26 protein-coding genes, 1 pseudogene and 2 riboswitches are annotated in these 25,930 nt (G+C 67.0%); of the genes and pseudogenes, 8 read left to right on the plus strand and 19 right to left on the minus strand.

What is annotated here, in order from left to right:
• Positions 1-24: 24 nt before the first annotated feature.
• The 4 genes from rluB to zwf form a co-directional block, all read right to left on the minus strand.
• Positions 25-1,077, minus strand: a complete 1,053-nt coding sequence (gene rluB / locus ACYJP6_RS11375) for a 23S rRNA pseudouridine(2605) synthase RluB (protein ID WP_459475087.1) — start codon at positions 1,075-1,077, stop codon at positions 25-27.
• A gap of 130 nt (positions 1,078-1,207) precedes the next feature.
• Complete coding sequence (locus tag ACYJP6_RS11380) at positions 1,208-1,846, minus strand: bifunctional 4-hydroxy-2-oxoglutarate aldolase/2-dehydro-3-deoxy-phosphogluconate aldolase (protein WP_459475088.1); 639 nt, start codon at positions 1,844-1,846, stop codon at positions 1,208-1,210.
• A 20-nt stretch (positions 1,847-1,866) separates the two neighbouring features.
• The gene (gene pgl, locus ACYJP6_RS11385) at positions 1,867-2,577 is read right to left on the minus strand and encodes a 6-phosphogluconolactonase (RefSeq protein ID WP_459475089.1); all 711 of its coding nucleotides are present in this window, start codon (positions 2,575-2,577) and stop codon (positions 1,867-1,869) included.
• Entirely contained in the window at positions 2,564-4,033 is a 1,470-nt protein-coding gene (gene zwf, locus ACYJP6_RS11390) for a glucose-6-phosphate dehydrogenase (protein WP_145003148.1), read from the minus strand. Before zwf ends, pgl begins: the two co-directional genes overlap by 14 nt.
• A 163-nt stretch (positions 4,034-4,196) precedes the next feature.
• On the opposite strand from zwf, the gene ACYJP6_RS11395 reads away from it, so the two are divergent.
• Positions 4,197-5,066, plus strand: a complete 870-nt coding sequence (locus tag ACYJP6_RS11395; RefSeq protein ID WP_459475090.1) for a MurR/RpiR family transcriptional regulator — start codon at positions 4,197-4,199, stop codon at positions 5,064-5,066.
• A gap of 48 nt (positions 5,067-5,114) precedes the next feature.
• On the opposite strand, the gene ACYJP6_RS11400 is transcribed toward ACYJP6_RS11395, so the two are convergent.
• The 8 genes and pseudogenes from ACYJP6_RS11400 to ACYJP6_RS11435 all read right to left on the minus strand — a co-directional run bounded on the left by ACYJP6_RS11400 (position 5,115) and on the right by ACYJP6_RS11435 (position 10,978).
• Complete coding sequence (locus tag ACYJP6_RS11400) at positions 5,115-6,164, minus strand: AI-2E family transporter (protein ID WP_145003154.1); 1,050 nt, start codon at positions 6,162-6,164, stop codon at positions 5,115-5,117.
• 123 nt (positions 6,165-6,287) lie between these two features.
• A complete protein-coding gene (locus ACYJP6_RS11405; protein WP_459475362.1) occupies positions 6,288-7,043 on the minus strand; it encodes a methyl-accepting chemotaxis protein in 756 nt (251 codons plus the stop codon).
• Between the two features lie 102 nt (positions 7,044-7,145).
• Positions 7,146-7,964 (minus strand): annotated as a pseudogene (locus ACYJP6_RS11410) (cache domain-containing protein); the annotation flags it as partial.
• Between the two features lie 68 nt (positions 7,965-8,032).
• Positions 8,033-9,379 carry an ATP-binding protein gene (locus ACYJP6_RS11415; protein WP_459475091.1) on the minus strand — a complete coding sequence of 449 codons (1,347 nt, stop codon included), beginning with the start codon at positions 9,377-9,379 and terminating at the stop codon, positions 8,033-8,035.
• A complete protein-coding gene (locus ACYJP6_RS11420) occupies positions 9,376-10,041 on the minus strand; it encodes a response regulator transcription factor (RefSeq protein ID WP_459475093.1) in 666 nt (221 codons plus the stop codon). Before ACYJP6_RS11420 ends, ACYJP6_RS11415 begins: the two co-directional genes overlap by 4 nt.
• Positions 10,042-10,398 carry a PepSY domain-containing protein gene (locus tag ACYJP6_RS11425; RefSeq protein ID WP_459475094.1) on the minus strand — a complete coding sequence of 119 codons (357 nt, stop codon included), beginning with the start codon at positions 10,396-10,398 and terminating at the stop codon, positions 10,042-10,044.
• Positions 10,338-10,646, minus strand: coding sequence for a PepSY domain-containing protein (locus tag ACYJP6_RS11430; RefSeq protein ID WP_145003166.1), 309 nt, complete (start codon positions 10,644-10,646; stop codon positions 10,338-10,340). The genes ACYJP6_RS11425 and ACYJP6_RS11430 overlap by 61 nt, the downstream gene beginning before the upstream one ends.
• Before the next feature lie 74 nt (positions 10,647-10,720).
• Positions 10,721-10,978: a DUF3253 domain-containing protein gene (locus ACYJP6_RS11435; RefSeq protein ID WP_459475095.1), complete on the minus strand. Its 258-nt coding sequence runs from the start codon at positions 10,976-10,978 to the stop codon at positions 10,721-10,723.
• An 81-nt stretch (positions 10,979-11,059) separates the two neighbouring features.
• On the opposite strand from ACYJP6_RS11435, the gene ACYJP6_RS11440 reads away from it, so the two are divergent.
• The 4 genes from ACYJP6_RS11440 to ACYJP6_RS11455 all read left to right on the plus strand — a co-directional run bounded on the left by ACYJP6_RS11440 (position 11,060) and on the right by ACYJP6_RS11455 (position 14,957).
• A complete protein-coding gene (locus tag ACYJP6_RS11440) occupies positions 11,060-12,157 on the plus strand; it encodes a DNA topoisomerase IB (protein ID WP_459475364.1) in 1,098 nt (365 codons plus the stop codon).
• Positions 12,158-12,430: 273 nt separating this feature from the next.
• Positions 12,431-13,165, plus strand: a complete 735-nt coding sequence (gene aztA, locus ACYJP6_RS11445) for a zinc ABC transporter ATP-binding protein AztA (RefSeq protein ID WP_459475096.1) — start codon at positions 12,431-12,433, stop codon at positions 13,163-13,165.
• Positions 13,162-14,031 carry a metal ABC transporter permease gene (locus ACYJP6_RS11450; RefSeq protein WP_459475097.1) on the plus strand — a complete coding sequence of 290 codons (870 nt, stop codon included), beginning with the start codon at positions 13,162-13,164 and terminating at the stop codon, positions 14,029-14,031. Before aztA ends, ACYJP6_RS11450 begins: the two co-directional genes overlap by 4 nt.
• 11 nt (positions 14,032-14,042) lie before the next feature.
• Positions 14,043-14,957: a metal ABC transporter substrate-binding protein gene (locus tag ACYJP6_RS11455; RefSeq protein WP_459475098.1), complete on the plus strand. Its 915-nt coding sequence runs from the start codon at positions 14,043-14,045 to the stop codon at positions 14,955-14,957.
• Between the two features lie 235 nt (positions 14,958-15,192).
• On the opposite strand, the gene ACYJP6_RS11460 is transcribed toward ACYJP6_RS11455, so the two are convergent.
• The 4 genes from ACYJP6_RS11460 to cobW form a co-directional block, all read right to left on the minus strand.
• Complete coding sequence (locus ACYJP6_RS11460) at positions 15,193-15,774, minus strand: vWA domain-containing protein (protein WP_459475099.1); 582 nt, start codon at positions 15,772-15,774, stop codon at positions 15,193-15,195.
• An 83-nt stretch (positions 15,775-15,857) separates the two neighbouring features.
• Positions 15,858-16,901 carry an ATP-binding protein gene (locus ACYJP6_RS11465; RefSeq protein ID WP_459475100.1) on the minus strand — a complete coding sequence of 348 codons (1,044 nt, stop codon included), beginning with the start codon at positions 16,899-16,901 and terminating at the stop codon, positions 15,858-15,860.
• Position 16,902: 1 nt separating this feature from the next.
• Positions 16,903-20,652, minus strand: a complete 3,750-nt coding sequence (gene cobN / locus ACYJP6_RS11470; RefSeq protein ID WP_459475101.1) for a cobaltochelatase subunit CobN — start codon at positions 20,650-20,652, stop codon at positions 16,903-16,905.
• Positions 20,653-20,657: 5 nt separating this feature from the next.
• On the minus strand, positions 20,658-21,710 hold the full coding sequence (gene cobW, locus ACYJP6_RS11475; protein WP_459475102.1) for a cobalamin biosynthesis protein CobW: 1,053 nt from the start codon (positions 21,708-21,710) through the stop codon (positions 20,658-20,660).
• A 102-nt stretch (positions 21,711-21,812) separates the two neighbouring features.
• A riboswitch (cobalamin riboswitch) is annotated at positions 21,813-21,995 on the minus strand.
• Positions 21,996-22,053: 58 nt separating this feature from the next.
• Positions 22,054-22,262, plus strand: a riboswitch (cobalamin riboswitch).
• 86 nt (positions 22,263-22,348) lie between these two features.
• Here cobW and ACYJP6_RS11480 point away from each other — a divergent pair.
• From ACYJP6_RS11480 to ACYJP6_RS11490, 3 genes are read left to right on the plus strand one after another with little or no spacing between them, the layout of a single operon-like run.
• Complete coding sequence (locus ACYJP6_RS11480; protein ID WP_459475103.1) at positions 22,349-22,534, plus strand: CbtB domain-containing protein; 186 nt, start codon at positions 22,349-22,351, stop codon at positions 22,532-22,534.
• Positions 22,535-22,545: 11 nt separating this feature from the next.
• A complete protein-coding gene (locus tag ACYJP6_RS11485; protein ID WP_459475104.1) occupies positions 22,546-23,220 on the plus strand; it encodes a CbtA family protein in 675 nt (224 codons plus the stop codon).
• Complete coding sequence (locus ACYJP6_RS11490; RefSeq protein ID WP_459475105.1) at positions 23,220-23,594, plus strand: cobalamin biosynthesis protein; 375 nt, start codon at positions 23,220-23,222, stop codon at positions 23,592-23,594. Before ACYJP6_RS11485 ends, ACYJP6_RS11490 begins: the two co-directional genes overlap by 1 nt.
• Here ACYJP6_RS11490 and ACYJP6_RS11495 read toward each other — a convergent pair.
• The 3 genes from ACYJP6_RS11495 to ACYJP6_RS11505 all read right to left on the minus strand — a co-directional run bounded on the left by ACYJP6_RS11495 (position 23,585) and on the right by ACYJP6_RS11505 (position 25,922).
• Entirely contained in the window at positions 23,585-24,313 is a 729-nt protein-coding gene (locus ACYJP6_RS11495) for a segregation and condensation protein A (RefSeq protein ID WP_459475365.1), read from the minus strand. The genes ACYJP6_RS11490 and ACYJP6_RS11495 overlap by 10 nt on opposite strands.
• 110 nt (positions 24,314-24,423) lie before the next feature.
• Positions 24,424-25,053, minus strand: coding sequence for an L-threonylcarbamoyladenylate synthase (locus tag ACYJP6_RS11500; RefSeq protein ID WP_459475106.1), 630 nt, complete (start codon positions 25,051-25,053; stop codon positions 24,424-24,426).
• Entirely contained in the window at positions 25,050-25,922 is an 873-nt protein-coding gene (locus ACYJP6_RS11505; RefSeq protein WP_459475107.1) for a PHP domain-containing protein, read from the minus strand. Before ACYJP6_RS11505 ends, ACYJP6_RS11500 begins: the two co-directional genes overlap by 4 nt.
• Between the last annotated feature and the right edge of the window lie 8 nt (positions 25,923-25,930).

Below are 25,930 nucleotides of genomic sequence, written 5' to 3' on the forward strand. Positions count from 1 at the left end.
CTGCTAGCAGGCGACCCCTCCCCCTCAGCGGCGGCCGCCCTTGCCGGTGCCACCGCCACTCGGACCGCGGCGCGGGGCGATACCCGGTGCCGTGCGGCCCTTGCTCACCGGCTTGCGCCCGACGTCGCTCGGCCGCTCGGCCACGGCCGACCCCTGGGGCTTGCTGACCTTGTTCACCTTGCTGCGCGATCCACGGCCGGCATCGGTCGGCCGCGAGGTCTTGCGCTGCTGCCGCTCGAGCTTGTCCTTGGTCTTGGCACCCATCGCCGGCAGGGCCACCGACGGCAGGCCGACTTCGGCGGCGAGGATATCTATCTCCGCCTGGTTCATTTCGCGCCAGCGACCCGCCGGCAGGTCACTGGTCATGAACACCGGACCGAAGCGCACGCGCTTCAGGCGGCTGACCACCAGCCCCTGGGATTCCCACAGGCGGCGCACCTCGCGGTTGCGTCCTTCCATGACCACGCAGTGGAACCAGTGGTTGAAGCCATCGCCTTCCGGCGCCTGCTGGACATCGGTAAAGCGCGCCGGACCATCGTCGAGGATGACGCCGTTCTTCAGCCGCAGCAGCATCTCTTCGGTCACTTCGCCGCGTACCCGCACCGCGTACTCGCGGTCCATCTGGTAGGACGGGTGCATCAGGCGGTTGGCCAGTTCGCCATCGGTGGTGAACAGCAGCAGGCCGGTGGTGTTGATGTCCAGGCGACCGACATTGATCCAGCGCCCCTGCTTGGGCTTGGGCAGCCGATCGAAGACGGTGGGCCGGCCTTCGGGGTCGTCACGGGTGCAGATCTCGCCCTCGGGCTTGTTGTAGATCAGCACGCGGCGGACCACTTCCTCGGCCTGGTCGCGCTTGAGTAGGCGCCCGTCCACCGCGATGGCGTCCTTGGGCATTACCCGCAGGCCAAGGGTGGCGACCACCCCATTGACCTTGATGCGGCCTTCGCCGATCCAGGCTTCGACGTCACGACGCGAACCGACGCCGAGGCGCGAAAGCACCTTCTGCAGCTTTTCGCCAGCCGGCGGGGGAACGGTTTCGTCGAGGGATTCGTGTTGGGGATTCTTGTCGAGGGTCATCAGGCACCTCCCGGTGTAGTGGACGACAACGGCGCCGCGGAATGGGCGCCAGGAAAAAGGCAGGGGCGCATGATAGCGCCCCTGCTCGCGCCAGCCTAGCTCGCCTGGCGGGTGACGGATGGCCGCAGCGCTAGTCGAGGGTGGCCAGCGCTTCGCGACTCAGCTGTTCGACACGGCTCCAGTCCTTGGCCTTCACCACGTCGCCGGGCAGCATCCAGCTACCGCCCACGCACAGCAGGTTGGGCTGCTGGAAGTACTGCTTCACGTTGCCCGGATTGACCCCGCCCGTGGGGCAGAATTTCAACTCGGCGAAGGGGCCGGCGAAGGCCTTGAGCGCATCCACGCCGCCATAGACATTGGCCGGGAACAGCTTGAAGCGACGATAGCCGAGGCGATAGGCCTGCATGATTTCCGAAGGCGTGGCGATCCCCGGCAGCAGCGGAATGGGCGCGGACACGCCAGCCTGGAGGATTTCCTCGGTGGTCCCCGGGGTGACGATGAACTGGGCACCGGCCTCGACCGCGGCATCGAACATCCGCACGTCCAGCACGGTACCGACGCCGACGTCCAGATTCGGGCGCTCCTGGCGCAGCAGGCGTACCGCATCCAGGCCATGGGCCGATCTCAGGGTGATCTCCAGCGCGGTGAGACCACCCGCTGCCATGGCGTCAGCGAATGGCAGCACGTCGGCCGGGTCGTTGATCACGATCACCGGCAGGATCCGCGCGCGGGCGCACAGGGCATCTAGGGTCGCGATCTTGTTCTGCATGTCCAAAACTCAACTCCTCGTCAGGGGCACCAATAGACGACCAGGGGTTCGCGGAGGAACGCCTTGATCGGAGTGGCCAGCTCGTCGCCCTCGGCCAGAGCGGTTTCCAGCACCTGTCGCTTGCCCACGCCCTGGATGGCGAGGATCTGCTGCCGCGCCCGGCTCAGGTAGGCGCGACTCAGGGTGATACGGGTCTGGGGCGCGGACGGCGCGATGCCAGGGAAGGTCAGCCGCTCGCTGGCCGGATCCAGGGCCTCTTCCAGACCAGGGCTGCCAGGGAACAGCGAGGCGGTATGGGCGTCGTCGCCCATGCCCAGTACCAGCACATCGGGGGTTGCCAGGGCATCGCGTACCCGGGCCTCGGTCAGGGCCATGCCCTCTTCCACCGAATTCGCCGGGCTGTAGAGGTCGACAAAACGCGCCGCCGCGGCAGGCCCCTGCAGCAGGTGCTTGCGCAGCAGACCGGCGTTGCTATCCGGATGGTCGCCGGGTACCCAACGCTCGTCCGCCAGGGTGACCAGCACCTTGCTCCAGTCCAGCTCCGCCTGCGCCAGGCGCTCCAGGAAGGGCACCGGGCTGCGTCCGCCAGAGACGATCAGCAGCGCTTCGCCGCGTGCCGCCAGGGCCTCGCGCAGGCCGGCGCTGACCGCCTCGGCCAGGGCCGCGGCGTGAGCTTCGCGGTCAGCCAGTTCGCGCAGGGTCACGCCCTGCCCCAGATCAGACGTCGCCATACCAGGATCTCCCGTCGCGTGCGATCAGGGCGATGGAGGTCAGGGGACCCCAGCTGCCCGCTGCATAGGACTTGGGCGAGTCGCCCATCTTCGACCAGCCATCCATCAACTGGTCGCACCATTTCCAGGCCGCTTCGATCTCGTCCTTGCGGACGAACAGCGACTGATTGCCCTGCATGACTTCCAGCAGCAGCCGCTCGTAGGCATCCGGCGTCCGCAGGTGCTTGAAGGTCTCGGAGAAGTTCAGCTGCAGCGGACCGCTACGCAGCTGCATCCCCTTGCGCAGGCCCTGGTCCTTGCTCATGACCTGCAGCGAAATCCCCTCGTCCGGCTGGATGCGGATGATCAGGCGGTTGCTGATCAGGCTGCGCTGCTCGGGTGCGAAGATGTAGTGCGGTGGTTCCTTGAAGTGGATGACGATCTGCGACAGCTTCTGCGGCATGCGCTTGCCGGTACGCAGATAGAAAGGCACCCCGGACCAGCGCCAGTTGCGGATGTCCGCGCGAATGGCGACGAAGGTCTCGGTGCGGCTTTCGGTATTGGAGTTGGGCTCTTCGAGGTAACCCGGTACCGGCTTGCCGTCGCTGTAGCCCGAGGTGTACTGCCCCAGCACCACGCGGCTGGCCAGCTGGTCGGCGGTGATGGGTTCCAGCGCCTTGAGCACCTTGACCTTCTCGTCCCGGATGCTGTCGGCCGACAGGTCCGCCGGCGGATCCATGGCAGTCAGGCAGAGCAGTTGCAGCAGGTGGTTCTGCACCATGTCGCGCAACTGGCCGGCCTGGTCGAAGTAGCCCCAGCGGCCTTCGATGCCGACCTTCTCGGCCACGGTGATCTCCACGTGGGAGATGTAGTTCTGGTTCCACTGGGTCTCGAACAGGCTGTTGGCGAAACGCAGGGCGATGAGGTTCTGGACGGTTTCCTTGCCCAGGTAGTGGTCGATGCGATAGACGCGATCTTCCGGGAAGAAGCGCGCCACGGCGTCGTTGACCACCTTGGAGGATTCCAGGTCGTAGCCGATGGGCTTTTCCATGACCACCCGGGTCCGTTCGCAGAGACCCACGGCGGCGAGGTTCTCGCAGATGGCACTGTAGACCAGCGCCGGGGTGGCGAAATAAGCGATCAGCGGAGCGGTTTCACCCACATCCTCGGCAAGTCCCGTATAGTCTTCCCGGTTACGAAAATCGATGGCGCGATAGCCTAGGCGCGCGCGCATCCGGCTCCACACCGCTTCATCCCAATCGGCCTTGGGCACATAGTGGCGCAACCGCTCCTCGATGTGCTCGAGCTGCTTGACCCCATCGCCCTGGTCACGCGCCAGCGCCATGATGCGGGTATCCTCGTGCAGCAGACCTTCGCGATCCAGCTGGTACAGGGCAGGGAAAAGTTTGCGCAGGGCCAGATCGCCCAACGCGCCGAAGATTGCCAGGGTACAGGGTAGAACTCGGACGCCAGCCATAAATATTCGTTCTTTTACTTAAAGTTTGAGATATTCCGGCACCATGATAGGGGAGCCGGGGCGATTCGCGTAGTCTTTATATTAAGAAATACGGTCCAGGGTCAGCCTGGCCCAACCCTTTTATAGCCTTAGGATAGAGGCACAACAACCACTAGGAGTTCTCATGGATCGTGCCAGCACCCTGCTGCAAACCATCCAGACCCGGATCGGCGAACTCAACCGCGCGGAACGCAAGGTCGCCGAGGTCATCCTGCAGAACCCACGGCAGGCCACCCGCTACACCATCGCCGCCCTCGCCCAGGCGGCGCAGGTCAGCGAGCCCACCGTCAATCGCTTCTGCCGCTCCCTGGGCGTGAGCGGCTATCCGGAGATGAAGATCCAGCTGGCGCAGAGCATCGCCAGCGGCGCGGTCTACGTCAGTCAGGCGGTGGCGGCCAACGATGAGCCCGAGGCCTACGCGGAAAAGATCTTCAGCAGCACCATCGCCTCCCTGGACAGCGCCCGCCAGCGCCTGGACGCCCGGGTGGTGGATCGCGCGGTCGACCTCCTCATCCAGGCCCGGCAGATCCATTTCTTCGGCCTGGGTGCCTCGGCGCCGGTGGCCCTGGACGCCCAGCACAAGTTCTTCCGCTTCAACATGGCGGTCTCGGCGCACTCGGACGTGCTGATGCAGCGGATGCTCGCCTCCATCGCCCGGACCGGCGAGCTGTTCGTGATCATTTCCTATACCGGACGCACCCGTGAACTGGTGGACGTGGCCAAGCTGGCGCGGGACAACGGTGCCTCGGTGCTCGGCCTCACCGCCAGCAACACGCCGCTGGCCAAGGTCTGCACCCTGAGCCTGGATATCCCCCTGCCGGAAGACACCGACATCTACATGCCGATGACCTCGCGGATCATCCAGCTGACCGTGCTGGACATCCTGGCGACCGGGGTGACGCTCAAGCGCGGCGTGGACTTCCAGCCGCACCTGCGCAAGGTCAAGGAAAGCCTGATCGCGACCCGCTATCCGTCGGAGCCCGATCAGGGCTAAAGGCTAGACACCCGCTCACGTGCTCCAGGCGCCCGGAGCACGTCGCCCTCAGATGTCGTCGCGGTGGCTGAACAAGTCCCAGGTGGACATGAACAGCGCGGCGATCAGCGGGCCGATGACGAAGCCGTTCAGGCCGAACAGCGACATGCCGCCGATGGTGGAGATCAGCACCACGTAGTCGGGCATCTTGGTGTCCTTGCCGACCAGGATGGGACGCAGCAGGTTGTCCACCAGGCCGATCACCACCACGGCGAAGACGATCAGGATCACGCCCTTGATCACCGAACCGGTGGCCAGGAAGTAGATCGCCACCGGCACCCAGATCAGCGCCGAGCCGACCGCGGGCAAAAGCGACAGGAAGGCCATCAGGGTGCCCCAGAGCACCGCGCCCTGGACGCCCAGCACGCCGAGGATGAAGCCGCCCAGGGCGCCCTGGACCACGGCGACGATGATGTTGCCCTTCACCGTGGCGCGGACCACCGCGGTGAACTTGGCCATCAGGCTGCGCTTGTGCATGTCGCTCAGCGGGATGGCCTTGCGGATCAGCGCCACCAGCTGCGAACCGTCGCGCAGCAGGAAGAACAGCAGGTAGAGCATCACGCCGAAGCCGATGAGGAACTGGAAGGTGCCCTGGCCGAAGCTGAAGGCCTGGGTCGCGACCCACTGGCTCCCCTGCATGGCGCCGGCGGACAGCTTCTGGCGGATGCCTTCCAGGTCACCGGCACCGAAGCGCTCCAGGACATTGCGCACCGAATCCGGCAACGCGCCCCAGACCTGCTGGTAGTACTGGCCGAAATTCAGCTGGCCGCTACTGATCTGCTGGTAGAGCAGCGAGCCTTCCTGGACCAGGGAAATGGCGATGAACACCACCGGCAGGATGACGATGAGCAGGATCACGAACAGTGTGCAGAGGGCGCCGACGGTGCGGCGGCCATTGAAGCGCCGGACGAACCAGCGCTGCAGCGGCGCGAACAGGATGGCGAGGATGGCGCCCCAGAATACCGCGCCCAGGAAGGGCGTGAGGATCCAGACGAAGGCCAGCGAGACCACCACCAGCAGGATCAGGAACGTCTTGTTTTCCAGCCGAGCACTTTTCATTGGCTTTCGTGATTCCGAACAAGGAGGACAGGCCTTGCTTAGAGCCTCGGAAGCCGTGGGGTTCCCATGAGTGCCCGCAACTTGACCCCTAGGGACGCGCCGGACGGGCCGGCGCGCCCGGGATCATACACGGAACTGGCGTACCAGGCCGCCCAGGCGCTCGCCCAGGCCGACCATGCCGGCGGTGTTCTGGGCACCCTGCTGAGCGCCCTGGGCCATGCTGTCGACGGCGTTGGCGATGGTGTGGACGCTGCGATTGATCTCCTCGGCGACGGCCGTCTGCTCCTCGGCGGCGCTGGCGATCTGGGTGTTCATGGCATTGATGGTGGCGATCAGCTCGCTGATCGAGGCCAGCGCCGACCCGGCCTGCTCGGCCTGGGCCGTGGTCGCCTCGCCCATGCCGCCTGATCGCTCCATGGCGCCCACCGCACGGCCGGTCGCCTGTTGCAGGCGATCGATCATGCCCTGGATCTCCTGGGTGCTCTGCTGGGTGCGACTGGCCAGGGCGCGCACCTCGTCGGCGACGACGGCGAAGCCGCGGCCGGCCTCACCGGCACGCGCGGCCTCGATGGCGGCGTTGAGCGCCAGCAGGTTGGTCTGCTCGGCGATGGCGCGGATCACGTCGAGCACGCCGACGATGGCACCGACGTCCTGCTTGAGCCCGTCGAGAGACACGCCGCTCTGGCGCACCTCTTCCACCAGTTCGTGGATACGCGCGACGCTGGTCGCCACCGTCTCGCGGGCCAGGCGGCCCTGCTCCTCGGTCTGGCGGGTCGCCTCGGAGGCCTGCAGGGCACTGCGCGCCACCTCCTGGGCGGCAGCGGACATCTCGTTGATGGCGGTGGCGACCTGGTCGGTTTCGCTGCGCTGGCGCTGCATGTCGCGATCGGTGCGCCGGGCCTGCTGGGCGACGTCGTCGAGCAGGCCGGTGAATTGCTGGGTGATGTCGACGACCTGGACGATGGTGCCCTGGATGCGGTCGACGAATCGGTTGAAGGCGGCCGCCAGTTCCCCGATCTCGTCGCGGCCGTTGACCGGCAGGCGACGGGTCAGGTCGCCCTCGCCCGCGGCGATGTCATCCAGGTTCTCACGGATCTGCGCCAGGGGTCTCAGGGTGCGGGCGGCGAACAGTTGCGCGGCGGTGCCGATCACCACCAGCAGCACGCCGGCGACACCGAGGATCAGCCAGAGCTGGTCGCGGGTTCGCTGGGCCACCTGGTTGGCCACGGCAGCGACCTCGGCATCCACGCCATCCAGGTTCACGGCGGAACCTATCACCAGGTCCCACTTGGCCAGGTAGTCGGTGTAGGCCAGCTTGGGCACCAGGACATCCTTGTTGCCGGGCAGCGAGGAGCTGTAACGACTGAAGTGCGAGCCATCCTTGCCGACGCGGACCAGCTCCTGGTTCAGGTAGACGCCATTGGGATCGCGATTGTCCTTGAAGCTCTTGCCGATCCCGGCCGGGTCGTTGCCCTTGAACAGCCGCACGACGTTGGAGTCGTAGCCGAAGATATAGCCGTCCTTGCCGTAGCTGATGGCCGACAGCAGGCGGATGGCCTCCTTGCGCGCCTCGGTATCGCCCGCTGCTGCCCCGTCGTAGAGCGGCTTGACCACCGTCATGGCCGCTTCCACGGTGTTCTGCAGGGCGCTGCGACTCTGGGTCATCAAGCGTTCGCGCGCGTCGCTGACGTCCCGCCGTGCCTGCTCGTGCAATACCCAGTAGGACAGGCTACCCAGCACCAGCGTGAAGAGGCAGACAGGCAGCACGGCCAGCAGGGTGACTTTCAATTTCAGGCTCACGGGGGTCTCCTTGGTCGCACGAGCATTGTGCGGTTATCGGCCCCCTACCTTCGAACTTGACCGGGAAGTCACCGAATCGCGGCGCCACTTGGCCGACCGGACGGCCGGGGCAGATGGATGACCACCGCGAGCCCTCCCAACCCACCCGACTCGAGGCTCAGGGTCCCCCCGCAGCTCTCGACGATATCGCGGGCGATGCCCAGGCCGAGGCCATGACCGGCCACCCCCTCGTCCAAGCGCGTCCCGCGACCGAGGATGGCCTCGCGCTCGGCCTCCGGCACCCCGGGGCCATCGTCCTCGATGCGGATGCGATAGCCCCCCTCCTGCTCGCTCACCTCCAGCCGTACCTGGCGGGCTGCCCACTTGCCGGCGTTGTCCAGCAGATTGCCGAACAATTCCAGCAGGTCTTCCCGATCCCAGGGCAGCCGCAGCCCCTCGGGCAGGTGGCAGTCGAACACCAGGTGGGCGCCATGCAGGCGACTGAGCAGGTTGCAGAGTTCCTGCAGTTCGGCGACCTCCAGATGCGCTCCCGGCAAGGCCTCGCCGGCGAGCCGGGCGCGCCGCAACTCGCGTTCCAGCCGTTCGCGGATCCGCGCCAGCTGCTCGCGCAGGGTATCGCGCTGCGCGGGCAATGCCTGCAACTCGGGTCGTTCGGCGAGGCTGGTGAGTACCGCCAGAGGCGTCTTGAGCGCGTGGCCCAGATTGCCGATGCCATGACGCGCCCGCTTGAGACCCTCCTCGGTATGCCGCAACAGCGCGTTCATCTCCTCCACCAGCGGCGCCAGCTCGGCGGGTACCGCGGCGTCCAGCGCCGAGCGGCGGCCCTGGTGCAGCTGGGCGATCTGCTCGCGCACCTGCTCCAGCGGCCGCAGGGCACGGCGCACGATGAGGCGCTGCAACAGCAGCACCAGCGCCAGCGTCGCCAGGCCCAGCAGGGCGCCGAGTCCGAGAATGAGCGTCAGGCTCCCCAGGAGCGGATTGTAGTCGTCCGCAACGGTCACCCTGACCGCCTGGCCGTAGCGCTGGTAGTCGGCCCGGTAGGCCAGCAGGCGTTGGTCACTCGGCCCGTCGACCAGGCCATCGGTCAGGCCCTCCGTAGGAGGCGCCTCGAGTTGCGCATCCCACAGCGAGCGCGAGCGCCAGCGGATATCCAGGGCGGGAATCTCGATCAGGAAGTAGCGCCCAGACAGCGGGCGCGTGTAGAGACTGCCCAGGCGCCCCTCGTCGAGCTGCAGCCCATGAGGACCGCGCACCAGGGCCGCGAGCAGGTTTTCCGTCTCGCCTCTCAGACCGGTTTCCAGGTAGCGGCGCAGGGCGTGGTCCACCAGCCAGGCACCCACCAGCACCAGCAGCAGGCCAGCCACCAGCAGCGCGGCGCCGAGGCCGACCCGCAGGCGGGCCTGGAGCGACCTCAATCGACACCCGCCAGGCGATAGCCCTGGCCACGGCGCGTCTCGATGACCTCGCGGCCCAGCTTCCGCCGGAGGTGATTGACGTGCACCTCGATGACGTTGGAATCGCGCTCGCTCTCGCCGTCGTAGAGATGGTCATTCAACCGGGTCTTGGACAGGATCTGGCCGGGATGCAGCAGGAAGCAGCGCAGCAGGCGGAACTCGGCGGCGCTCAGCTCGATGGTCTCGCTGCCGCGGACGACGCATTGGCGCGCCTCGTCCAGGGCCAATCCGGCAGCCCGTAACAGTGGCTGGTTGGCCACGCCCTTGACTCGCCGCAGCAAGGCGGCGATGCGCAGGCCGAGCTCCTCGGGATGGAAGGGCTTGGTCAGGTAGTCGTCCGCGCCCGCCTTGAGTCCGTCGATACGTTCCGCCCAGCTGTCGCGCGCGGTCAGGACCAGCACCGGCGTCGCCAGGGCCGCCGCACGCCATTCGCCGAGCACTTCCAGGCCGGGGCGTCCCGGCAGGCCGAGATCCAGCACGATGAGGTCATAGGGTTCCTGGGCGCCCTGCCAGGCCGCGTCGCGGCCATCGGCGAGCCAATCCACGGCATAGCCCTGGCGCGAGAGGAACGCCGAGATCTCGTCGGCCAGGGCTACATCGTCTTCCACCAGCAGCAGGCGCATCTAGTCGTCCACCTCGTCCTTCATGATGGCGCCGTCCATGGCGCCGATTTCCAGTTCGCGGACCCCGTCGCCGACGAGGATCTCGATCTCGTAGCGATACTGGCCGTCTTCCTCCTCCAGCTCGGCTTCCAGTAGCCGGGCATTGGGATAGCGTTCGTTGACCCGTTGTAGGAGGGTCTCCAGCGGCCTGATCACGCCTTCCTTGCGTAGCTTGAGGGCTTCGTCCTGGTCCAGGTCACGGGCCTGGACCAGGGAGGTCGCGTTGCCGAGCAGGAGCAGCCCGGCCAGCGCCACACTCAATCGTCGCGCTGGTTTTTCAGGACTTCGCCAGTGGTGGCGTCGAGTTCCAGATCCCATTTCACACCTTTGGGGTCACGCAGTTCCAGTTGGTAGATGTAGCGGCCGTATTCTTCCTCCAGCTCGGTCTCGTGGGTGGTCGAGCCGGGATGCTTGGCGATGGCGGCCTGGTTGAGCACCTCGAAGCTCTTGATCTTGCCGCTGTCGCGCAACTTGAGGGCTTCGTCGGGACCGAGGTCACGCGCCTGGGCGACGCCCAGACCGGTGAGCAGGAAGGCGGCAGTGGCGATGGCGGTCAGCGTTTTCATGGTGATTCCTCTGGCTTGCTGTCTATTCGGAATCCAGAGTAGCCATCCGCCATTAATCGAAACTTAATCGCTCATTAAGCCAAACTTAATCGGATCGGACCATGCCAGGGCGCGGCGGGATGCAGGGCTTCCCCCTTCTGGGTCACCTGCAGGCGACCCTCGCGCGCCAGTTCGCGGGCCGCCCCACGCAACGGCTCCATCAGCGGTCGCCAATCCGTCGCCAGCTCACGGGCGACCTCCGAAGGGCAGAAGGTGGTCCCTGGGCGGCGCGTGCGCGCCTTGGCGAGCAAGGCCTCGCGGAGCTGTGCGTCGGTCGGCTTGAAAGGGGTCATGAGAACCTGGTCCGGTTTCCTGGAGTCCACCGTTTCGACCAGGAAATCGTCGGTGCAGTCATGACCTCTCGTTCGAAAGTAATGCAACGCCTCGCCCAGACCGATCTACCCATCCCCGCCGATGAGCGTGACGACACCGGCACCGCGCTCTGCACGCCCTTGCCACCGGACCTCAACTACGTCGACGACAGCCAAGTCGGTCTCAGTCGGCGCAAGCTGCGCGGCAAGTGGGCCTATTTCACCGCGGACGGCGAGCGCCTTCGCGACCAGGCCGAAATCGACCGGATCAACAAGCTGGCCATCCCGCCGGCCTATACCGACGTCTGGATCTGTCCGGATGCCAATGGCCATCTGCAGGCCACCGGGCGGGATGCCCGGGGTCGCAAGCAGTACCGCTACCATCCCCGCTGGCGCGAGATCCGCGACACCGACAAGTACGAGCGGATGCTTGCCTTCGGCCAGGCGCTGCCCAAATTGCGGCAGCGGGTGGAAGAAGACCTCTCCCGCCGGGGCCTGAGTCGCGAGAAGGTCATGGCCACGGTGATCAGCCTGCTCGACGCGACCCTGATCCGGGTCGGTAACGCTCAGTACGCCAAGAGCAACAAGTCCTACGGGCTTACCACCCTGCGCAATCGCCATGCCGAGGTGCACGGCAACACCATCGCCTTCCACTTCCGCGGCAAGAGCGGCGTGGAGCATGACATCAAGGTCAGCGACCCGCGCCTGGCGCGCACCGTGAAGAAGTGCCTGGAGCTACCGGGGCAGCACCTGTTCCAGTACGTGGACGCTGACGGCGAGCGCCATACCGTGACCTCCTCCGACGTCAACGCCTACCTGCATGAGCTGACCGGTGCCGATTTCACCGCCAAGGATTATCGCACCTGGGCGGGCAGCGCCCTGGCCCTCGAAGCGCTGCGCGAATTGCGCTGCGAAACCCAGACCGATGCCAAGAAGGAGCTGGTGGACATGGTCAAGGCCGTCTCGCGCACTCTGGGCAACACCCCGGCGGTCTGCCGCAAGTGCTACATCCACCCGGGCGTGCTCGATGCCTTTCTCGCGGGTGACCTCTGCACCCTGCCCAAACCGCGCAAGCGAAAAGGACTCAAGGAAGAAGAGGTGCTGCTGCTCAACTTCCTGCAACGCCTGGAGCAGCGCATGGCGGAGACCCAGGCCGCCTGACCGACCCGGGGCGACTCGGGTCGCTCCTTCCCATTTGCGGAGAGCCCGTCGACCCGGCCGCTGGCGGGCTAGCTGATCCCAGCGCAAGTAAGACCACGCCCTGGATGACTGCGCAGAATTGTTATGTTATAACTTTTGCCAGCTAATCCAAGGTTTCGTCATGGCGTCCCATCGCTCTTCCCTGCTGCTGCTCTCCGTTCCTACTCGCCTGCTCCTGGCCTGCCTGCCCCTGGTACTCCTGTGGCTCGCCGTGGGCTGGGCGGTCTCCCTCCCATGAGTGCCGCCATCGAGTTGCAGGACCTGACCCTGGCCTACCAGCGTCATCCCGCCATCCATCACCTGAGCGGTCGTTTCCGTACCGGCAGCCTCACCGCCATCGTCGGCCCCAATGGCGCGGGCAAATCCACCCTGCTCAAGGCCATCGCTGGCACCTTGCGACCGGTCAGCGGCCGGGTCCAGCGCGCCGTGCCACAGCGGCGCCTGGGCTACCTGCCGCAAGCAGCCGAGATCGACCGCAGCTTCCCGCTGAGTGTCATGGAAACCGTGGTGCTGGGCGCCTGGCAGGGCCTCGGCAGCTGGCGCGGCGTCACCGCCGCCCAGCTGGACGAGGCTCGCCAGGCCTTGCAGGCGGTAGGTCTGGACGGTCTCGAAGACCGCCTGGTCGGCGCCCTGTCATCCGGCCAGTTCCAACGCGTGCTGTTCGCCCGACTGTTGCTGCAGGATGCCCCGGTACTGCTGCTGGACGAGCCCTTCACCGCCATCGATGCCCGTACAACCGCCGATCTGCTGACCATCGTCCGGCGCTGGCACGGCCAGGGGCGCACGGTAATCGCGGTGCTGCACGATCTGGAGCAGGTCCGCCAGCATTTTCCCGAGACGTTGCTGCTGGCCCGGGAAGCCATCGCCTGGGGCGGCACCGCGGAGGTGCTGGTGGCCGAAAACCTGGCCCGGGCGCGCAATCTGGCCGAACGCTGGGACGCCACCGCGGCGGTGTGTGAGCGCGCATGACCCTCTACCAGCTGTTGTTCGAGCCCTTCGTCGAATTCGGCTTCATGCGCCGGGCGCTGGTGGCTTGCCTGGCCCTGGCGCTGGGCGCCGGTCCGGTGGGCGTCCTGCTGATGCTCAGGCGCATGAGCCTGGTGGGCGACGCCATGAGCCACGCCGTGTTGCCCGGCGCCGCCCTCGGCTTCATGGTCGCCGGTCTCTCGTTGCCCGCGATGGGCATCGGCGGCATGCTCGCCGGGCTGCTGGTGGCCGGACTCGCGGGGCTGGTCAGTCGCTTCACCAATCAGCGCGAGGATGCCAGTTTCGCCAGCTTCTACCTCATCTCCCTGGCGGCCGGGGTACTGATCGTTTCCCTCCACGGCTCCAGCGTCGACCTCCTGCATGTGCTGTTCGGCACCATCCTGGCCATCGATGCCACCGCGCTCTATCTGGTCGCCGGTATCGCCACCCTGTCGCTGGTGGTGCTCGCGGTGATCTATCGCCCCCTGGCGCTGGAATGCTTCGACCCGGGTTTCCTGCGCGCCGTAGGAGGCCGAGGGTCGCTCTACCACCTGCTGTTCCTGCTGCTGGTAGTGCTCAACCTGGTCGCCGGCTTCCAGGCGTTGGGCACCCTGATGGCCGTGGGCCTGATGATGCTCCCGGCGACGGCGGCGCGCTTCTGGGCCAACAGCCTGCCCGGCCTGATGGCGGTGGCAAGCCTGATCGCCAGCCTGAGCGGCCTGGTCGGCCTGGTGCTCTCCTACCACCTGGGCTATGCCTCGGGGCCGGCGATCGTCCTCACCGCGGGCGCCTGCTACCTCTTCTCCCTGCTGTTCGGGCGCCTGGGTCTGTACCGGCGCCTGCGTCCTCGTCCCCACCTCACCCACTGAAAGGAGTCACCATGAAATCCCTGTTCTCGCTGGGCGCCGCCCTGCTGCTCGCCGTCGCCGGCCAGGCGCAGGCGGCCGAACCCATCAAGGCCGTCGCCACCTTCACCGTGATCGCCGATGTGGTCAAGCAGGTGGGCGGCGACCATGTCCAGGTCACCTCCCTGGTCGGCCCCAATGGCGATCCCCACGCCTATGAGCCTACCCCCGCCGATGCCCAGGCGCTCAAGCAGGCCGACGTGGTATTCATGAGCGGCCTGCACATGGAAGGCTGGATGGATCGGCTGATCAAGGCCTCCGGGCAGGCGCGGCCGCCAGTGATCCTCAGCGAAGGCATCAAGACCCGGGAGATGGCGGAAGATGAAGACGGTCATGACGACCACGATCATGAGCACGGTGTCGACCCGCACGTCTGGAACAACCCGCTGAACGTGATCGTATACACCCGCAATGTGGTGAAGGCGCTGTCCCAGATCGACCCGGCCGATGCCGCTGTCTACAAAGCAAATGGCGATCGTTACATCGCCAAGCTCGAAGCCTTGGATCGCTACGCCCGCGAGCAGATCGCCCAGGTGCCCAAGGCGCGGCGCAAGGTCCTGACCTCTCATGATGCCTTCGGTTACTTCGGCGACGCCTACGGGGTGCAGTTCATCTCGCCGCTGGGCATCTCCACCGAAGCCGAAGCCTCGGCCCAGGACGTCGGCAAGCTGATCCGCCAGATCAAGAAAGAGCACGTCGCGGTCTACTTCTTCGAGAACTCCAACGACCCGCGCCTGGTAGAGCAGATCGCTAAGGCCAGCGGCGCCCAGCCCGGCGGCGAACTTTACGTGGAAGCCCTGTCCCCGGCCAACGGCCCCGCGCCGACCTATGCCGACATGTTCCGCTACAACGTGGATACCCTGGTGAAGGCGATGAAAGCGGGGCATTGAGATCCGCTTTCAGCAGGCCATTGCCTCGGGGTACGGCAATGTTGGGCTTCGACGATGGAGCCGTCTCAACCCAACCTACGCGGTCCCGTAGGTTGGGTTGAGCGCAGCGAAGCCCAACATGGCCAAGGCTGAACATCCTTGTTGGGCTTCGACGATGGAGCCGTCTCAGCCCAACCTACGCGGTCCCATAGGTTGGGCTGAGCGCAGCGAGGCCCAAAATAGCCCAACAGCCTGGCTAGATCTCCGGCACCTCTTCCAGGTGTCGGTACTCCGCTCCCAGACGATGAGCGAGTTCTACCGCTCGCCCCAGGCGAACAGGTCCCAACTCGATGTCCAAGACTAGCGTCCGACATTCGAAAATAGCCAGGTTTTCTAAGCTGCGCAGCCGGCCATCGGTGACCAGCAGCAGTTGGCACTCCTCCCCCGGCTGCCGACGTCGGCGTCGCTCAAGCCACATCCGGGCCTCCTCCAGCCCGGCCAGCAATGGAGTCCCTCCGCCCGCCCCCAAGTTGTCCAGCCAAGCCTGTAGCGCCCGGCCACTGCGCTGCCCCTGGAAAGACCATTCCGGTCGCTCGCCAGCGGTCTGGAGTACCGCCACCCTCACCCGCTGCCGGTAGGCCTGCTCGAACCAGTCGGCCAGCAGTCCCTTGGCCTGGGCCAGGGCGCCGTGCCGGCGGGTGGAGGCGGAATGATCGAGGAGCACCAGCCAGAGCTGGGCCGGACGGCGGCTGCGCGGCTGACGGACCAAATCGGCAGGCCGCCGCGGACGACCACGTAACAGGGTCGGCAGCCAGGCAATGGCGCCCTCTTCGCCCAAGCTACGGGCACCCTGACGGCCACCCGAGGTCCTGCCCACCCCGTTCCGGGCATCACGATCCGCGGTGTGGGTGGATCGGATGCCTAGGGCTTTTTTGCCACGTCCAACCGGCGCCGCGGACCGCTCGCCATGGGTTCGGGCGCCAGTGAGCCCCAGGCATCGCCTGCACCGCCGCGACGTTCAGGCTCGTCCCTGCCCTGTTGATTACCTGTCTCCTGCTCCGGTGTGGAGGAAGGAGACTCATTCTTTAGGGGTGGTATTACTGGCGGAGTAGCGGTTGCATCCCGGCGGCGATGGCGCAGGGCGAAGTCGGCCACGGCGGCGATGTCGGCGTTTTCGATGGCAGCACCACCGCGCCAGGCGGCATGGGCACGGGCCGCGCGCAGCCAGACGAGGTCGGCGCGCAGACCATCGACCCCGGCCTGGTGGCAGCCCTCGGTGATGGCGTCCAGCGCGGCATCATCCAGGGGAATATTGCTGAGCCGCGCGCGCGCCTGGGCGCAGCGCTGGCGCAACTCCGCCTGGGCCGTCTCCCACTGGGCGACGAAAGCCGCGGGATCGCTATCGAAGGCCAGCCGTCGGCGCAGGATCTCGGCCCGTTCCCGCGGCGCCGGACGACTGTCCAGCGCCAAGGCGAAGCCGAAGCGGTCGAGCAACTGCGGGCGCAACTCGCCCTCTTCCGGATTCATGGTGCCCACCAACAGGAAACGGGCAGCGTGCTCGTGGGAGATGCCATCGCGCTCCACCCGGTTGACGCCGCTGGCGGCCACGTCCAGCAGCAGGTCCACCAAGTGATCCGGCAGCAGGTTGACCTCGTCGACATAGAGCACCCCGCCGTCGGCGGCGGCCAGTACCCCTGGGGCGAAGCGCGCGCGACCCTCGCCGAGAGCAGCGTCCAGGTCCAGGGTGCCGACGATGCGCTCCTCGCTGGCGCCCAGCGGCAGGGTGACGAAGGGACCACCGCCGAGCAGATCGGCCAGGCCCCGGGCCAGGGTCGACTTGGCCATGCCGCGCGGTCCCTCGATCAGCACCCCGCCGATACGGGGGTCGATGGCATTCAGGCACAGCGCCAGCTTCAAGGGCTCCGCGCCAACCACGGCGGCCAGGGGAAAGACGGGGGCGGTCATCTCAGGCTTCATCCATATCCATCAGTAGCTGCTCAAGGGCCTCGCGATAACCGCCGGGCTCCTGCCAGAGGCCGCGCTGCTGGGCCTCCAGCAGGCGTTCGGTCATGTCGCGCAGCGCCTCTGGATTGTGGCGCTCGACGAAGCTGCGGGTGTCGACATCCATCAGGTAGGCATCGGCCAGTTGCTGGTATTGGTGATCCTCCACCAGTTCGGTGGTGGCGCCAAAGCCGAACAGGTAGTCCACGGTGGCAGCCATCTCGAAGGCGCCCTTGTAGCCATGGCGCTTCATACCGGCGATCCACTTGGGATTGGCCGCCCGAGACCGTACCACTCGGCCCAGCTCTTCCTTGAGGGTACGAATGCGTGGGAGGTCGGCCTGGGCATGATCGCCGAAGTAGCTGGCGCGGCGCTCCCCGCTCAGGGTCTCGGCGGCGGCCAGCATGCCGCCCTGGAACTGGTAGTAGTCATTGGAATCGAGCAGGTCGTGCTCGCGGTTGTCCTGGTTCTGCAGTACCGCCTGCAGGCGACCGAGGCGGCGGGAGAAGTCATCGCGGGCGGCGGTGCCGTCGTCCTCGGCGCCGTAGGCATAGCCGCCCCAGTTGAGATAGGCGGTGGCCAGCTCGCTGCGGTCCTGCCACTGACGCTCTTCGACCGCGCCCTGGACCCCGGCGCCATAGGCACCGGGCTGCGCGCCGAAGATGCGCCAGCCAGCCTGGCGCCGCGCCTGGTCGGGTGCTGTGCCGCTCGCCTCCAGCACGGCGCGCTCGCGACGGACCTGGGCGGCCAAGGGGTTGAGCTCGTCCGGTTCGTCCAGCGCCGCGACCGCCTGGACGGCCGCATCGAACAGCCGCACCAGTCCCCCAAAGGCATCGCGGAAGAAACCGGAAATGCGTAGGGTGACATCCACCCGCGGACGATCCAGCAGCGACAGGGGCAGGATCTCGAAATCCTCGACCCGGGCGCTGCCGGTCTGCCATACCGGGCGCACGCCCAGCAGGGCCATAGCCTGGGCAATGTCGTCGCCGCCGGTCCTCATGGTGGCCGTGCCCCAGACCGAAAGTCCGAGTTGGCGCAGGTGATCGCCCTCCTCCTGCAGATGCCGCTCCAGCAACAGGTTGGCCGACTGCCAACCCAGGCGCCAGGCGGTCATGCTTGGCAGGTTGCGCACATCCACGGAGAAGAAATTGCGCCCGGTGGGCAGCACATCCAGTCGGCCGCGACTGGGCGCGCCACTGGGACCAGCCGGGACGAAGCGGCCCTCCAGCGCCGCCAGCAGTCCACCGAGTTCGGCGGCACCGCAGCTGTCCAGCGCCGGCGCGACCTGGGCCGTGAGGTGCTCCAGCACTGGACGCGTCAGGGGGAGATCGTCCAGGGCCACGGGCAGCGGCTCGCCATCCACCGTCGCGGCCACCAGGGCAAGGGCCAGCAACTCCAGCCGCTCGCGGGTATCGCCCAGGGTGCGCCAGGCTTCGGCGGAAAGCCTGGCAAGGCACGCCGGGCGTGCGCCTTGCCAGAGCTCACCCAGATCGGCGGCCAGGGGATCGATGTCCAGCTGCAGGTCCTTGGCCAGCGCCCGCAAGAGACTGGCATTGCCGCCTTGGGCATCGCCGCGCGGAATGCGCAGCAGGGCCACCAGGGTATCGCGGCGCAGCTGTCCGGTCGGCGATTCGCCGAACACGTGCAAGCCATCGCGGATCTGGGATTCCTTGAGATCGCAGAGATAGGCGTCCAGCTGCGGCAGCCAGCTGTCCGGATCCTCGGTGATCACCAGGCCCAGCTCGCGGTCCAGAGAGGTTTCGCGCACCAGTCGCAGGATCTCGCCACGCAGCTCGCTGGCGCGACGCAGGTCAAGCAGGCTGGCGTCATAGTATTCGTCGGCCAGGCGCTCCAGATCGCGCAGCGGACCGTAGCTCTCGGCGCGGGTCAGCGGCGGCATCAGATGATCGATGATCACCGCCTGGGTTCGTCGCTTGGCCTGGGCACCCTCACCCGGGTCGTTGACGATGAAGGGATAGACGTTGGGCAGCGGTCCGAGGATGGCGTCTGGCCAACACTCCGCGGACATGCCCACGCCCTTGCCCGGCAACCATTCCAGGTTGCCGTGCTTGCCCAGGTGGACCGCCGCCTGGGCGCCATAGACTTCGCGCAGCCAGAAGTAGAACGCCAGGTAGCCATGGGGCGGCACCAGCGACGGATCGTGGTAGACCGCAGCGGGATCGACCTCATAGCCACGGGCCGGCTGGATGCCGACGAAGGTCAGGCCGAAGCGCACCCCGGCCACCATGAGACGACCGCGACGGTGCATGGGATCGGCCTCGGGCGCGCCCCAACGCTCGGTCACCGCCTGCTGCAGGCTGTGCGGCAGCTGGGCGAACAAGGCTTGGTAGTCGTCCAGGCTCAGACTCTGCAAGGCCGGTCGCAGATCGCGCAGGGCACTGTCGTTGGTTACGCCACCGAGCAGGCGCTCGATCAGGGCGGTCCCGCCCTCCGGCAGATTGGCCACCGGATAACCCGCGGCCTGCAAGGCCTGCAGCACCTTGAGCGCCGCCGCCGGCGTATCCAGGCCGACGCCATTACCGATGCGGCCATCGCGGGTCGGGTAGTTGGCGAGGATCAGGGCGATGCGTTTATCCGCTGCCGGGCGGCGCGCCAATTCGATCCAGTTGCGCGCCAGGCGCGCGACGAAGGCCATGCGCTCGCCATCGGCCTGGTAGTTGACCACGTCGCTCTGGCTGCGCTCGCAGCGCCAGGCGAGGCCCTTAAAACTCACCGGCCGGGTGATGATGCGCCCGTCCAGCTCTGGCAGGGCGATATGCATGGCCAGGTCGCGGGCGCCCAGGCCCTGGGGATTCTCCAGCCAGCGCTCGCGATTGTCCTGGGCGCAGATGGCCTGCAGCACCGGCACCGGCCGGCGGAAGGGCGCCAGATTCGGTCGCTCCGGACTGGACTGGGCGAAACCCGTGGTATTGAGGATCACGGCCGCCTCGGTCTCATCCAGCAGCCGCTCCACCTCGGCCAGGCAAACCGGCTCCTTGAGACTGGCCACGGCGATGGGCAGCGGATTCAGGCCCTGGGCCTGCAGTTGCTGGCAGAAGACCTCGACGAAGGCGGTGTTGGCCGCCTGCAGATGGGTGCGATAGAACAGCAGCGCCGCCGTCGGCCAATCCGGGCGCCACGTCGCACGCCAGCCGTCGAGGCCCAGGCCTTCCGCCTGGTAGACCGCGACTCGCGGCAATTCCCGTGGCGGTTCATGGGCATAGTCAGCGCCCAGGCATTCGGCCGCCAGGCAGTGCAGGAAATCCCGCGCATTGGCCAGGCCACCCTGGCGCAGATAGCGCCACAACCGTTCGGCCAACTCGGGCGCCACCGTACCCAGGGCCATCAGCTCCGGATCGGGCCGGTCGCAACCGGGCACCGCGATCAGGGTCAGCCCCCGGGCGGCCAATTCCGCCAGCCGCTCCATGCCATAGCGCCAGTACCCCTGGCCACCATGCAGCGAGATGAACACCACCCGCGCCTGGCTAAGCACCTCCTCAACATAGAGATCCACCGAGGCGTGGTTCTGCAGCTGCATGGGATTGGCCAGACGCAGACTGGGATAGCCGGCGTCGAGGGTGCGGGTGGCCTCGGCCAGTAGCGCCAGATGCGAGTCACCACTGCAGAGGACGACGATTTCACCCGGCGTCTGCGCCAGGTGGGCGATGCCGTCGTCCGGGACGAAGCCGCCCGGCTGGGTACGCAACAGATGCATCTAGCTCAGGCCACCGCGGCGCGCAGCTGGGCGGTGATGGCCGCCTGGTCCAGCTCCTGGCCGATCAGCACCAGCTGGGTAGTGCGAGCCTCACCCGCCTGCCAGGCGCGATCGAAATGCTTGTCGAAGCGAGTGCCGACCCCCTGTACCAGCAGACGCAACGGCTTGCCGGCAATGGCGGCGAAGCCCTTCACACGCAGCACGCCATGGGTCTTGACCACCTCGCCCAGGGCCGCCAGCAAGGTCGCCTCGGCCACCTCGGGCAGCTCGACACCGAAGGAATCGAATTCATCGTGATCGTGATCCTCGTGCCCTTCGAGGTCGTGATGGGTCGGACGGCTGTCGATATGGGCCTCGGACTCGGCCTGCAGGCCCAGCAGGACCGACAAGGGGAGCACGCCACGACTGGCCTCCACCACCTTGACCGCGGCTGGCAACTCTTCGCTCACCTCGGCACGTACCCGCGTCAGGGCCTCGGCGTCCAGACCGTCGGCCTTGTTGAGGATCACGAGATCGGCGCTGGCCAACTGGTCTTCGAACAATTCGTGCAGCGGCGATTCATGGTCCAGGTTGGGGTCCTGGCGGCGCTGGACATCCACCTGCTCGGGATGAGCAGCGAAGGTGCCAGCCGCTACCGCCGGGCTGTCGACCACGGTGATCACCGCGTCCACGGTGCAGGCGTTGCGGATCTCCGGCCACTGGAAGGCTTGCACCAGGGGCTTGGGCAGGGCCAGGCCGCTGGTCTCGATGAGGATGTGGTCGATGTCGCCACGGCGTGCCACCAGCTCCTTCATCACCGGGAAGAATTCCTCCTGAACGGTGCAGCACAGGCAGCCGTTGGCCAACTCGAAAACGCGGCCCTGGGCCTCTTCTTCGCTGCAGCCGATGCTGCACTGGCGCAGGATTTCGCCATCGATGCCCAGCTCGCCGAATTCGTTGACGATCACTGCGATGCGACGCCCTTCGGCGTGATCGAGCATGTGGCGCAGCAGGGTGGTCTTGCCGGCACCGAGGAAGCCGGTGACGATGGTGACGGGGGTCTTGGCCAGGGTTTTCATGGGCTGCCCTTAGATGGAAAGCGAAAGAAGACGGGCAGGCATGCCGGACGCTCGCCCAACGGCGAGGCCCTGATGGCAGCCCGGATCACCCCGCCCGGTTGCGTATGGGAAACTGGCGAGGCAGGTCTCCTGGCTCGCGGCGCCTGGCTCCGGCCTTCCCGCGTGAGCAGTGGCCTAGTGGAGAGGTTCTGGATGCCGCTTACAGTTGCGGGGGCAGCCGCGGTATCGCACCGCGTTCCCTTTCAAGCTCTTGCAGACAAGAGCACCTCGGAACGCGACAGGCTACGAGTGCCCCGCCGGGGTGTCAATCGAACAGGCTTGACCGGCGGACGACGCCCATGGTCTGCTGAACCTTGCTTCAGGTGTCGCGACTCCGCCATGGGTCGCGGTGAAACGGGAAGCCGGTCCGAGTCCGGCACTGCCCCCGCAACGGTAGACGAGCGCAGGATCACGATGCCACCCGGCCGGCAAGTCTGGGGAAGGCGATTCTGGTAGTTGCATAGGTATGCGACCCTCGTAAGTCCGGAGACCGGCCTGTCGCTTTCAAGCAACCCGCGGTGGGCGGTCGTGCTGGACGGCGGCCGCCTGCGGCTCGCTGCCTAGGCGCGTCCCTGCCGCTTCGACTCCGAGGCCTTGCCATGACCGTCGCCCGCTCCGCCACCGCCCTGTCCCAGACCAATACCCGTGCCCAACGCCTGACCGCCACCCTGCTCGCCTGCTTCCTCGGCCTGAGCCTGGTGTTCCTGGCCGGTTTCTCCCACGTCGAGGCGTTGCACAATGGCGCCCACGACACCCGTCACAGCGAAGGCTTCCCCTGCCACTGAAGGAGCTCGACATGTTCCAGCGTATCGCCTTCAGTGCCGCCCTGGCCGGCCTGCTCGCCGCCCTGCTCCTGAGCGTCCTGCAGGGCCTCTGGATGACCCCGCTCATCCTCCAGGCGGAAACCTACGAGGTCCAGGCCGAGGCACCGGCAGTGGCCGAACACCATGAGCATGGTGAGGAAGCCTGGACACCCGCGGACGGCTGGCCGCGCACCCTGTCGACCTTCGGCGGCAACCTGGTGGTGGCGGTGGGCTTCGGCCTCTTGCTCACCGGCCTGTTCAACCTGCGCGCCCCGACGCGCGTTCATCAGGGGTTGCTCTGGGGGCTGGCCGGCTATGCCACCTTCTGCCTTGCCCCCAGCCTCGGCCTGCCGCCGGAATTGCCGGGCACCGCCGCCGCCGATCTGACCCTGCGCCAGCTCTGGTGGATCGGCACCGCTGGCGCTACTGCCGGCGCCCTAGCTCTGCTGGTCTTCGCGCGCCATCCCGGCTTCAAGATCGCGGCCTTGGGCCTGTTGGTCCTGCCGCACCTGCTCGGCGCCCCGCAACCGGTCGAACACGCCAGCCTGGCGCCGGAGGACCTGCAGCGGCACTTCCAGATCGCCGTGCTGGCGAGCAACCTGCCGTTCTGGCTGTTGCTTGGACTGGCCTGCAGCTGGCTCTTCCAGCGCCAGAGCAGCCGCGCCTGATGAGGCTGATACTGGGCCTGGGTTGCCGCCGAGGGTGTTCGGTTGACGAACTGGCCGAGCTTGCCCAGGCGGTGTTGAACGAAGCGGGCTGCGAGATCGACCAACTTGCGGCGCTCGCCACCCTGGATGCGCGGCTGGAAGAGCCCGGCCTGCAGGAACTCGCGCGTCTCTGGCAACTGCCCCTGCGAGGCTTTCCAGCGGACAACCTGGCCACGCGACCCGGCACCACCGCTGCCAGCGCTGTCGCGCTGCAGCACACCGGCAGCCCAAGCATCGCCGAAGCCGCCGCCCTGCTGGCGGCCGGTGCAGACGCGCGATTGCTGGTGAGCAAGCGCAAGAGCGCCGCGGCCACCGCGGCACTGGCCTATGCCTGAGGTTCTTCTTCCGCGTCGGCGCCACTCACCCGGGCGCGGACGTGGATGGGGCTGAAGGGCTCGTTCTGCACCAGCTCCACCAGGGACTCCTTGACCAGTTCGAGGATGGCCATGAAGGTCACCACCACGCCCAGCCGCCCCTCCTCCAGGGTAAACAGCGCGACGAAGGGTACGAAGGCGCCATCCTTCAGTCGCTCCAGCACCTGACTCATGCGCTCGCGGGTGGACAGGATCTCGCGGGTCACCTGGTGACTCTCGAACAGGTCCGCACGGCGCAGCACCTCGCCCATGGCCAGCAGCAATTCGCTCAGGTCAACCTCGGGCAACAGCTTGCGCGCCCGGGCGTCAGGCGCCGGCAGGGTCGGCACCACGAAGTTGCGCCCTTCGCGCGGAAGGTCATCGAGATCCTCCGCCGCCTTCTTGAAACGCTCGTATTCCTGCAGGCGCCGGATCAACTCGGCACGAGGATCTTCTTCTTCGTCAGCGAGGCCCTCCGCGCGCGGCAGCAGCATGCGCGACTTGATCTCCGCCAGCATGGCCGCCATCAGCAGGTACTCCGCCGCCAGCTCCAGCTGCACCGCCTTCATCAGCTCGACATAGCTCATGTACTGCCGGGTGATCTCGGCGACCGGGATGTCGAGGATGTCGATGTTCTGCTTGCGGATCAGGTAGAGCAGCAGGTCGAGCGGCCCCTCGAAGGCTTCGAGGAACACCTCCAGGGCGTCTGGCGGGATATAGAGGTCCTGGGGCAGTTCGGTGAAGGCCTCACCGTAGACCAGTGCCAGCCGCAGTTGCTCGGGCTCGAGCAGCTGGGCATCCAGGACCTCGCTCATGCTTCGATCATGAAGGGCTTGGGATCCCCGGCCCCGACCCGGATCACTTCCGGTTCGTCCTCGGCCAGGCTGATGACGGTGGAAGGCTGCAGTCCACCCGGTCCGCCCTCGATCACCAGATCGACGAAGTGTTCGAGGCGTTCGCGGATCTCCCAGGCGTCGCCCAGGGCCTCGTCATCCCCCGGCAGGATGAGGCTCACGCTCATCAGCGGCTCACCCAGCGCCTCCAGCAGCGCCAGGGTGATGGGGTGCTGGGGGACCCGCACGCCGATGGTGCGGCGCTTGGGATGCAGCAGCATCCGCGGCACTTCGCGGGTGGCGTTCAGAATGAAGGTGTAGGGCCCCGGGGTGTAGGCCTTGAGCAGGCGGAAGGCACTGGTATCCACCTTGGCATAGATCCCCAGCTCGGACAGATCACAGCACACCAGGGTGAAGTTGTGCTTGTCATCGAGCTGGCGGATACGGCGGATACGCTCGACCGCGCTCTTCTCGCCGATGCGACAGCCCAGGGCATAGGACGAGTCGGTGGGATAGGCGATCACGCCACCGGACTGGATGACTTCCACGGCCTGACGGATCAGCCGCGGCTGGGGATTCTGCGGATGAATCTCGATGAACTGGCTCATTGGGGTTCTCGATCCTGAGGGTAGAGCGGTTGGCTGAAACGCGCCCAGAGGGGCGGCAGATCTTCGGGCAACGGCCGGTACATGCCCAGGTCCGACCAGTCGGCCGGCGCGTGGAAATCGCTGCCCGCGCTCACCATCAGACCGAATTCCCGCGCCAGAATTGCCAAGGTACCCACCTGCTCGGCCGGCTGGACGCCGTTGACCACCTCGATGGCATGGCCACCGCCGCCGACGAATTCTCCGATCAGCTTGCGCAACTTGGTGCGGGTGAAACCGTAGGCCAGCGGATGTGCCAGGCTGATCCAGGCCTTGGCCGCCTTGAGGGTGACCAGGGTCTCGGCGAGGGTCGGCCAATGCTGCTTGACGTCGCCCAGCTTGCCGCCACCCAGCCACTTGCGAAAAGCCTCGCCGCGGTCGGCCACGTAGCCGGCCTGCACCAGGTGTTCGGCGAAATGTGGCCGTGCGGGGGCGTTGCGGCTGTCGCCCAGGGCGAGCTGGACCGCGCGGGCACCGTCCAGGGTGCCGGGCATGCCCTTGGCCGCCAGCCGCCGATCGATTTCCCGGGCCCGCTCCCAGCGCCCCTCGTGCAGCGCTGCCAGCGCCGCTTCGAGCTCCGGGGCCCCGGGGGCGAAGGCGTAGCCCAGCACGTGCAAGGTGGCGCCCCCCCAGGTGCAGGACATCTCGATCCCCGGCAATAGCCGTACGCCCAGGTTCGCCGCGGCATCCATCGCCTCGGCGTAGCCGTCCAGCGTATCGTGATCGGTGATCGCCAGCAGTTGCACCCCGCGCTCATGGGCCCGCCGGACCAGCTCGGCGGGCGCGAACGCGCCGTCGGACGCGGTGGTATGACAGTGCAGGTCGACACGCATGGGCTTTC

It is taken from the genome of Pseudomonas sp. No.117 (genome assembly GCF_054558395.1).